At 69.1% G+C, this 9,323-nt stretch carries 7 protein-coding genes and 1 pseudogene; 6 read left to right on the top strand and 2 right to left on the bottom strand.

Going from position 1 to position 9,323, the window contains the following annotated elements; genetic code table 11:
* Nucleotides 1-47: 47 nt before the first annotated feature.
* Together FV230_RS19320 and FV230_RS19325 are read left to right on the top strand one after the other, a co-directional pair.
* Nucleotides 48-713, top strand: coding sequence for an SDR family oxidoreductase (locus tag FV230_RS19320; RefSeq protein WP_281408305.1), 666 nt, complete (start codon nucleotides 48-50; stop codon nucleotides 711-713).
* A gap of 151 nt (nucleotides 714-864) precedes the next feature.
* A complete protein-coding gene (locus FV230_RS19325) occupies nucleotides 865-2,487 on the top strand; it encodes a peptide chain release factor 3 (RefSeq protein WP_147843543.1) in 1,623 nt (540 codons plus the stop codon).
* Between the two features lie 31 nt (nucleotides 2,488-2,518).
* Here the strand turns inward: FV230_RS19325 and FV230_RS19330 are convergent, their stop codons facing one another.
* Both FV230_RS19330 and FV230_RS19335 read right to left on the bottom strand, forming a co-directional pair.
* Entirely contained in the window at nucleotides 2,519-2,971 is a 453-nt protein-coding gene (locus FV230_RS19330) for a response regulator (protein ID WP_147725058.1), read from the bottom strand.
* Nucleotides 2,972-3,092: 121 nt separating this feature from the next.
* On the bottom strand, nucleotides 3,093-3,560 hold the full coding sequence (locus FV230_RS19335; RefSeq protein ID WP_147843544.1) for a BLUF domain-containing protein: 468 nt from the start codon (nucleotides 3,558-3,560) through the stop codon (nucleotides 3,093-3,095).
* A gap of 240 nt (nucleotides 3,561-3,800) precedes the next feature.
* On the opposite strand from FV230_RS19335, the gene FV230_RS19340 reads away from it, so the two are divergent.
* The 4 genes and pseudogenes from FV230_RS19340 to FV230_RS30360 form a co-directional block, all read left to right on the top strand.
* Complete coding sequence (locus tag FV230_RS19340) at nucleotides 3,801-5,234, top strand: flagellar hook-basal body complex protein (protein ID WP_147725062.1); 1,434 nt, start codon at nucleotides 3,801-3,803, stop codon at nucleotides 5,232-5,234.
* A gap of 45 nt (nucleotides 5,235-5,279) precedes the next feature.
* Nucleotides 5,280-7,127, top strand: coding sequence for a flagellar hook-associated protein FlgK (gene flgK, locus FV230_RS19345; RefSeq protein WP_147843545.1), 1,848 nt, complete (start codon nucleotides 5,280-5,282; stop codon nucleotides 7,125-7,127).
* A 10-nt stretch (nucleotides 7,128-7,137) separates the two neighbouring features.
* Nucleotides 7,138-8,955 (top strand): hypothetical protein, encoded by a 1,818-nt coding sequence (locus FV230_RS19350; protein WP_147843546.1) that lies wholly within the window; start codon nucleotides 7,138-7,140, stop codon nucleotides 8,953-8,955.
* 20 nt (nucleotides 8,956-8,975) lie between these two features.
* A pseudogene (locus FV230_RS30360) lies at nucleotides 8,976-9,323 on the top strand (hypothetical protein); the annotation flags it as partial.

Genomic DNA, 9,323 nt, shown 5'->3' on the forward strand with positions numbered 1-9,323 from the left:
GCCTCGTTTTTTTTTTAATGATTCTTCGATCACCGAGATCTTCTCGTATGGAGTCGTCGGGAGCGTCAGTTGTGTATAAGTGTCAGGCTCTGGACGCGGTGGCGGGCGAGATCGGCGCGGCGCTCGTCGTCGAGGCCAACGTCACCGATCCGGCCTCGGTGGATCGGCTGTTTTCCCGCGTGGCGGCGGCGCATGGCCGGCTCGACCTCTTGTTCAACAATGCCGGCATCTTCACGCCGGCCGCCGCCATCGACGCGGTTTCGCTCGAGGATTGGCGCGCCAGCGTCGACACCAACCTCACCGGCGCGTTCCTGTGCACGCAGGGCGCGTTCCGGATGATGAAGCGGCAGGATCCCCGCGGCGGCCGGATCATCAACAACGGCTCCGTCTCGGCCCACGTGCCGCGGCCGCACTCGGCGCCCTACGCGGCCACCAAGCACGCGGTCACCGGGCTGACGCGCGCGACCTCGCTCGACGGGCGGCCCTACGACATCGCCTGCGGCCAGATAGACATCGGCAACGCCGCCACCGAGATGACCGACGGGTTCGCCGCCGGCGTCCGGCAGGCCGACGGGTCGATCCGGCAGGAGCCGGTGATGGATGCGCGGCACGTCGCCGAGGCCGTTCTCTACATGGCCGGGTTGCCGCTCTCGGCCAACGTCCAGTTCATGACGCTGACCGCCACGGCGATGCCGTTCATCGGCCGCGGCTGAGCCGGTCGCTTCGCCAGCGCGTCTTTGCCAAGCGGCGGCCGGGCGCCTAGAGGAGGGCGCAAAGGTCGGTCGCCCCGTTCGAAGGGTGTGCAGGCCCGCCCGAAACTCCACGACACCGACCCCGGATGCGGGTCCGAGAGCCGTTTTGACGATGCTGATGCAGCCGCAGACCAAGACCGAGGCGAGGCCGCCCGCCGATCCGGTGGCGCGGCGGCGCACCTTCGCGATCATCTCGCACCCGGATGCCGGCAAGACCACGCTGACGGAGAAGCTGCTGTTGTTCGGCGGCGCGATCCAGCTCGCGGGCGAGGTCAAGGCCAAGCGCAACCGCGTCTCGACCCGCTCGGACTGGATGGGCATCGAGAAGGAGCGCGGCATCTCGGTCGTCACCTCGGTGATGACCTTCGAGTACGGCGACTGCGTCTTCAACCTGCTCGACACGCCGGGCCACGAGGATTTTTCCGAGGACACCTATCGCACCCTCACGGCGGTCGATTCGGCGGTGATGGTCATCGACGCCGCAAAAGGCATCGAGGCGCGGACGCGAAAACTGTTCGAGGTGTGCCGGCTGCGGGACATCCCGATCGTCACCTTCGTAAACAAGCTCGACCGCGAGGCGCGCGAGCCCTTCGAGCTGCTCGACGAGATCGAGAAGACGCTGGCGCTCGACGTCGCGCCGATCACCTGGCCGATCGGCCGCGGCCGCAACTTCGCCGGCACCTACGAGCTCGGCGGCAACCGGGTCCGCCGCTTCGACGCGGCCGACGACGCCGGGACGGAAGCGGTCGCCGGCTTCGCCGATCCGCTGTTCGACCGGCTGCTCACCGAGAACGGCGAGGCCGATGCCTGGCGCGAGGAGGTCGAGCTCGCCGAGGGCGGGCTGAAGGCCTTCGATCTCGAGGCGTTCCGCGAGGGCCACCTCTCGCCCGTCTTCTTCGGCTCGGCCCTGCGCAATTTCGGCGTGCGCGACCTCATCGACGGGCTCGCCCGCTTCGCGCCGCCGCCGCGCGGGCAGGATTGCGACAAGCGTACCGTCGCCCCGACCGAGCCGAAGATGACCGGCTTCGTCTTCAAGATTCAGGCGAACATGGATCCGAACCACCGCGACCGCATCGCCTTCATGCGGGTCTGCTCCGGCCAGCTCCGGCGCGGGATGAAGGCGAAGCTCGTGCGCACCGGCAAGCCGATGTCGCTCTCGGCCCCGCAATTCTTCTTCGCGCAGGACCGCGCCATCGCCGACGAGGCCTTCGCCGGCGATGTGGTCGGCATCCCGAACCACGGCACGTTGCGCATCGGCGACACGCTGACCGAGGGCGAGGACATCGTCTTCCGCGGCGTGCCGAGCTTCGCCCCCGAATTGCTGCGCCGGATCAAGCTCACCGACGCGATGAAGGCGAAGAAGCTGCGCGAGGCGTTGCAGCAGATGGGCGAGGAGGGCGTCGTCCAGGTCTTCGTGCCGCAGGACGGCTCGGGCGCGATCGTCGGCGTGGTCGGCGCGCTGCAGCTCGACGTGCTGAAGGAGCGGCTCCAGGGCGAGTACGGCCTGCCGATCGACTACGACGCGACGCGCTTCTCGGTCTGCCGCTGGGTCGCGTCGGATTCGGAGGTTGAGCTCGACAAGTTCATCGATTCGCACGGCTCGGCCATGGCGAAGGACCTCGACGGCGCCCCGGTGTTCATGGCGACCACCGCGTTTTCGCTGCGCTACGAGGAGGAGCGCTACCCGGCGGTGCGCTTCACCGACATCAAGGACTACCAGAAGCGACAGGCCTGAGCGCCGGCGCGGATCGGCCGCCGGCGCGGGATCAGTACTTGCCCAGCATCGGGAAATCGACGCTGAGCGTCGATTCCGAGGCCATCGGCGCCTCGCGCTTGCGCGGTTTGCGGTTGAGGACCTGCTTCAGCTTGGTTTTCAGCACCGCCATGTCGAACGGCTTAAGGATGAAGGCGTCGGCCCCGGCCTGGTGGGCGACGTTGATGTCCTCGAAGTTGAACGACGTCTCGGTCAGGATGAAGGGTGTGTTCATCAGCGCGTCGTCGGCGCGGATCTCGCGCAGCAGGCTGATGCCGTCCATCGGCTCCATGTCGAGGTCGGAGATGACGAGGGCGTATTTCCGCTCGCGCAGCCGCTCCAGCGCCACGACGCCGTCGGTCACGCCCTCGACATCCGGGAAGCCGATGCGATTCATCAGCATCACGATGAGGCGGAGGAGCTTTTCCTGGTCGTCAATGATGAGGATCGGTGGCGTCTCGGTCATGACATCGTCTGCGGCATGGAGCGGGCCGTGGGTTCAAGGTCCGATGGCGAGATTGGGTGAAAGGGATGAAAAAACTGCTCTCTTCCATCCCGGAGATTGCACCGGAATGAAATGACCCGCCTTAGATGAAGAGGTGGTCGATGCCCTGCTTGGACATCTCCTCGGCCTGAAGCGCGAGCGCCAGCGCGTGGATCGAGCTCGCCTTGGGCGTGCCGCGCTGGAACATCGGCAGCAGGTTCGCCTTGGCGAAGTGCGGGTCGGTCGTCGACGAGCGGATGGTGCTGCGGCAGGAATTGACGAACTCGCGCTTGGTGATCTCGCGCCATTCGCAGATCTGCACGTCGCGGTGGCGGTCGTCGGCGAAGATGCGGTTGAAGGTCTCGTGCACCGAGGTGCGCTCGCCCTCGATCACCTGCGCGGCGAAGTTCTGCTCCACCAGCAGGAAGCTGGTGATCACCGAGAACTCGTTCTTTTTCTGCGCGTGCCGGGTGATCTCGCCGACCTGGCCGGTGCGGACCTGCACGTCCGACGACAGGGTCAGGCGCGAGAAGTAGATCAGGTGGACGAGGCTCGTTCGCTTGGCACGCATGTGGGTCCCGAGTCCCGCGGACGACGTCGGGTTCTACCGCGCCAACGATAAGGGCCGGTAAACGCTGCCGCAGCCGGCAGAAGCTGCCGGGTCGGCGGACCGGAACGGTGGGTTTCTGCCGGGTTCGGCGACGGCGGCTCAACGATATCAAGGGCTTGGCCCTGGCACGGCGGTTGCGCGCCGGTCCCCGATCAGGCGACCGCCACATGCGCGTCGCCGACCCGGGAAAGACGGCGCGCCATGGACATCTTCACCGCGTTGCAGACGGCGGTCTCGGGCCTGAAGGCCCAGTCCTACGCCATCGACAACATCTCCGGGAACATCGCGAACTCGCAGACCACCGGGTACAAGCGCATCGACACGAGCTTCGTCGACCTGCTCGCCGAGCAGACGCCGAAGCATGAGGTCGCCGGCACGGTGCTGGCCCAGTCGCAGCTGACCAACAGCCTCCAGGGCAACATCGCCTCGTCGACCGTCGCGACCAACATGGCGGTCAACGGCGACGGGTTCTTCACCGTCCAGGCCAAGACCGGGGACGCCAACGGGCAGGCCGCCTTCTCCGGCACGCCGGTCTATACCCGGCGCGGCGACTTCGCCCCGGACAAGGACGGCTTCCTCGTCAACGGCGCCGGGAGCTACCTGCAGGGCCAGAACTACGATGCGGTGACGGGCCAGGTCTCGAGTTCCGGCCCGATCAAGATCGCCAACCAGACGCTGGCGGCGAAGCCGACCACCACGATCACCTACGGCGCGAACCTGCCGGCGACGCCGGCCACGACCAACGCGTCCAAGGCCGGCGGATCCGCGCTCTACACGCCGGAGGACGCCAACGGGCTCCCGGACACCAGCGCGCTCGTCACCGCGACCGACGGCACCGCCACGGCGAACAAGCAGGTCAGCGCCGGAAACGCTCCCGCGTTCGTCAACAGCAGCATCGCCGGCCCGTCGCTGACCGCCTACACCACGACCGGCGCACCGGTTCAGGTCACCACCCGCTGGGCGAAAATCCAGGACGCCAAACTCGCGGATGCGACCACGACGCCGGCGACCGCGGCCCAGCCGGCGATCTGGAACCTGTTCTACGCCGCCGACAGCTCGGCCGACCAAACCAAGAGCGCCTGGACCAACGCGGGCAGCGGCTTTACCTTCGACAGCAGCGGACAGCTGATCCAGCCCTCCGGCGGCGACGCGACGATCACCGACATGACGGTGAACGGGACCAATCTCGGCAGCATCAACATCGCCTTCGACAAGACCACGCTGACCCAGTACGCCGCCGCGTCCGGCGCGGTGACCACGAACGCCCTGACGCAGGACGGCTACGCAGCCGGAACCCTGAACTCCGTCTCGGTCGGGACCGACGGCAGCATCATGGGCGCCTTCTCGAACGGCTCCTCGGTGAAGCTCGCCTCGGTCGGCATCGCGCGCTTCATCAATCCGGACGGGCTCAAGCCGCTGTCGAACGGGACCTACGCGCAGACGCTCGATTCGGGCGTGCCGCTGGCCGGCCTCGACGGGTCCACGATCGTGGGCGCCAGCGTCGAATCGTCGAACACGGACATTGCAAGCGAATTTTCAAAGATGATCGTTACCCAACAAGCGTACTCGGCCAACACGAAGGTGATGTCGACCGCGCAGACGATGATGTCGGACCTGCTCAACATCATCCGCTGAGGTCATGTCATCCGCACGCGGCAGTGAGAGAGGACCTCCGGCGCCATGGCTCTGAACGCCCTCCAGACGGCCACCGCCGGCCTCAAGGCGACGCAGACCGCCATCGGTCTGGTCTCGCAGAACGTCGCCAACGCGAGCACCGCCGGCTACGTCAAGCGGACGATCACCACAATCTCGTCCGGCGTCGGCAATTCCGGCGTGTCGACCGGGACGATCACGCGCAGCTTCGACGCCGCCGCCCTGAAGCAGCTCCGCCTCGAGACCGCCGGCTCCGCCTATACCAGCACCAGGGCCGACATCGCGGGGCAGGTCGACACGCTGTTCGGCACGCCGGGCAGCGCGACCGCGCTCGACGGCCTGGTCAACACCTTCACCGGCTCGCTTCAGACCTTGGCCGCGAACCCGACCTCGGCCGCCGCCCGCACGACGGTGCTCAACGCCGCCTCGGGCCTCGCCGGCAGCATCAACGGCATCGCGACGAGCGTCCAGGCCCTCCGCAGCGGCATCGAGGCGAGCCTGGGCACCCAGACCGCCAGCGCCAGCACGCTGCTGAGCGGCATCGCCGCCCTCAACGTGAAGATCCAATCGACCACGGACGATTCCACCCTGGCCGACCTGCAGGACCAGCGCGACCAGAAGATCACCGAGCTGTCCGGCTACCTCGACATCCAGACCGCCGACCAGCGCGACGGCACCGTCTCGATCTCGACCAGCTCCGGCGTGAACCTCGTCGCCGGCGGCACGGCGGCGACGCTCAGCTTCGACGGCCGCACCACCCTCGGGCCCAACGCGGCCTATTCGACCGATCCATCGAAGCGCAGCGTCGGCACCATCACGGCGACGACGCCGGGCGGCGGCAAGATCGACCTCGGCGAGCCGGGCGTGCTGCGCTCCGGATCGATCGCCGCCGACCTCGAGCTGCGCGACACGACGCTGCCGCAGGTGCAGCGCCAGCTCGACGACCTCGCCGCCGGGATGGCGAGCGCGCTCACCGACACCAGCACGACCGGCACCGCCAGCGGGGCGGGCACGGCGATCGACCTCACCGGGATGCAGCCCGGCAACACGCTGACCCTCACGGTGAAGGCCGCGAACGGGTCGATGCGCAACGTCATCCTGATCGCGTCGAAGGGCGACTCGACGTCGGTCGACCCGAGCCTGACCGACGACGGCACCGCGCTGGCGCAGACCTTCGACGTCACCACGGGCCTCGCCGGCGTCCAGCTTGCGCTGGGGAAGCTCGGGGGCGGCTATGGCTCGGCGCTGTCCGCGACCGCCAGCGGCGCGACCGTGACGGTGTCGGGCAGCGGCGGCCTCAGCGTGGTGGCCGCCACGGCGACGAAGACCGCGCCGACGAGCGCGACCGACTTCTCCACCGCCTACCCGCAGATCGCGCTGTTCGTCGACGGATCGGGCAAGGGCCTGTTCACCGGGTCGTTCGATGCCGGCTCGCAGCTCACCGGCTTCGCGCAGCGCATCACCGTCAACCCGGCCCTCGGCGCCAATACCGCGGCGCTGACGGCGCCGGGACCGGCGAACACCGGGTCGAGCGCCACGCGGGCGCAATTCGCCTACGACGCGCTGACCACCGCGCAGCAGACCTTCTCGTCGTCGAGCGGGATCGGCGGCGTCGCCGCGCCCTATGCGACCAGCGTGACGAGCTTCGCGCAGGACATCATCGCCGCGCAGGGAGCGGCGGCGGCCAACGCGTCCAGCCTCGATTCGGGCCAGAGCGTCGCGCTCTCGACCGCTCAGGGCCGGTTCGCGAAGTCGGCCGGCGTCAGCGTGGACGAGGAGATGTCGAACCTCATTGCCCTGCAGACCGCCTATTCCGCGAACGCCCGGGTGCTCACCGCCGCCCGCGACATGCTCGACACCCTCCTGCGGATCTGAGGGACAGCCCATGACGACGATCAGCCCCTTCGCCGCCGGCAGCTACCTGAAGACGCGGTCGACCTCGCAGCTCCTCGCGATGAAGAGCCAGCTCGACGTCCTGACGACGCAGCTCTCCACCGGCCGCACGGCGGAGACCTATGGCGGCCTCGGCGCCGGGCGGAGCAGCAGCCTCACGGCGCGCGCCACGCTGAGCGCGCTCGACGGCTACGATGCCGGGATCGACGCCGCGCAGACGCGGGTCCAGCTGGCCTCCACCAGCCTGCAGCAGATCACGACGCTGACGAGCGACCTGCGCCGCGGCATCGCCACGAACCCGCAGGGCGTCGGCACCACCGTCACCGCCCAGCTCGGCCGGGCCGACCTCGACGGCGCCATCGACGCCTTAAGCCAGAGCTCGGCCGGGCAGTACCTGTTCGGCGGCCGGACCACCGACACCGGGCCGGTGAAGTCAACCGACATCATCCTCAACGGCGACAGCACGACGACGCCGAAGCAGGACGGGCTCGCGACCCTAGTCGCGCAACAGAAGGCGGCCGACCTGGGAGCCGACGGCCTCGGCCGGCTCCAGCTCGGCGCGACCAGCGCCGGCAACACGTTCCAGCTGTCGGAGGACCAAGCCGACACCACCGGCGAGACGCGCGCGAACTTCGGGTTCCGCCTCGTTTCGGCGACCGCCACCGGCGCGATCACGGCCGCCGCGACGAACACCGCGACGCCCGCGACGGTGACCGGGCTCGATCATGCGCCGGTCGCCGGAGAGAGCTTCCGCGTCACGGTCAATCTCGCCGACGGCAGCCAGAAATCCTTCGACCTCACGGCGTCCGCATCCGTCCCGGCGGGTTCGACCACCGCGTTCGGCCTGTTCGGATCGCCTGCGGCCGCCGCCGCCGGGCTGAACGCTTTCGCCGCAACGCAGGGCGGCACCGTCGCCAGCGTCCAGAGCGGCAACACGCCGGCCCTGAACGCGACCTTCGGCGGCGGCGCCTATGCGGCCTACGACATCGGCCTGTCGGGCCAGCCCAAGGTCGGCGACAGCATCACGATCGAGCTGGCGCTGCACGACGGCACCAAGACCAGCGTGACGCTCACCGCGGCGGCGAGCGGCACAACGGCCGCCACCGGCACCTTCGCCATCGGCGCGGACGCGGCAACCACCGCGGCCAACATGAAGGCGGCGCTGACCACCGCGCTGGGGGCGGCCGCCGCCGGCCCGCTCTCGGCCAGCTCGACCACCCGCGCCGCGGAGGACTTCTTCTCGGCCTCGACCGCCTCCGGCCAGACGCCCAAGCGCATCGATACGTCCGGCGCGACGCCGACCTACAAGGACGCCGCCTCGACCGACACCGTGATCTGGTACCAGGGCGACGCCGCGAGCACCGATCCGCGCGCCACCGCCTCGGTCCGTGCCGGCGCCAATCTCGACGTCCCGGTCGGCGCGCGCGCCAACGAGGTGCCGATCCAGAAGGCGCTCGCGGGCTTCGCCGCGCTCGCCGTCGACGGCATGGCCGATCCGAGCGGCAGCACCGTCACAGGCCGGTACGCGGCCCTGACGAGCCGGACCTCCACCCTCCTGGGCAAGGCCTCGGACGATCCGAGCCTCGAATCGATCGCCGTCGATTTCGGCTTGGCCGCCAGCACCCTGACCTCGGCGAAATCCCAGAACGCGGCGACGCGGCTGACGCTGCAGAACACCGTCGACGGCGTCGAGAGCGCGCCGATCGAGGAGGTCGCCTCCAAGCTGCTCGAGATGCAGAACCGGCTCCAGGCGAGCTACCAGATCACCTCGTCGCTCTCGAAGCTGTCGCTGGTGAACTACATGAGCTGACGCCGGCGCAGCGGGACGGATTGATCGTCCTTGATCCGGCGGGCTATCCTCCTTCTCCATGGCGCGGGCACCCGCCCGCTCGCCATCGGATCGCGCACGCCCCCGCATGGCCCGACGCGCCGGGCAGGGGGACGTGCGGGCCGATCGAACCGCCGGGGGCCGCGATGCGTGAACAGGGAAGGCCGGCGGCGGGGCAGGGCGTCATCGGGCGATCGCATCGCATCGCCGGCGTCATCCTGATCACCGCGATCGGGCTGTCGCCGTGCGAGGCCCGCGAATGGGAGAAGGCGCCGCCCAAGGCGACGTCTCAGCCGTGCCCGGGATACGGCAGCGGTTTCGTACGCGCACCGGGCAGCGCGACCTGCATG

Source organism: Methylobacterium sp. WL6 (assembly GCF_008040095.1).
In the GTDB taxonomy this organism is placed as follows: Bacteria; Pseudomonadota; Alphaproteobacteria; order Rhizobiales; family Beijerinckiaceae; genus Methylobacterium.

Coding starts and splice junctions, on each gene's coding strand:
- FV230_RS19320 (WP_281408305.1), top strand. CDS start 48: ATGGAGTCGTCGGGAGCGTCAGTTGTGTATAAGTGTCAGGCTCTGGAC.
- FV230_RS19325 (WP_147843543.1), top strand. CDS start 865: ATGCTGATGCAGCCGCAGACCAAGACCGAGGCGAGGCCGCCCGCCGAT.
- FV230_RS19330 (WP_147725058.1), bottom strand. CDS start 2,971: ATGACCGAGACGCCACCGATCCTCATCATTGACGACCAGGAAAAGCTC.
- FV230_RS19335 (WP_147843544.1), bottom strand. CDS start 3,560: ATGCGTGCCAAGCGAACGAGCCTCGTCCACCTGATCTACTTCTCGCGC.
- FV230_RS19340 (WP_147725062.1), top strand. CDS start 3,801: ATGGACATCTTCACCGCGTTGCAGACGGCGGTCTCGGGCCTGAAGGCC.
- flgK (WP_147843545.1), top strand. CDS start 5,280: ATGGCTCTGAACGCCCTCCAGACGGCCACCGCCGGCCTCAAGGCGACG.
- FV230_RS19350 (WP_147843546.1), top strand. CDS start 7,138: ATGACGACGATCAGCCCCTTCGCCGCCGGCAGCTACCTGAAGACGCGG.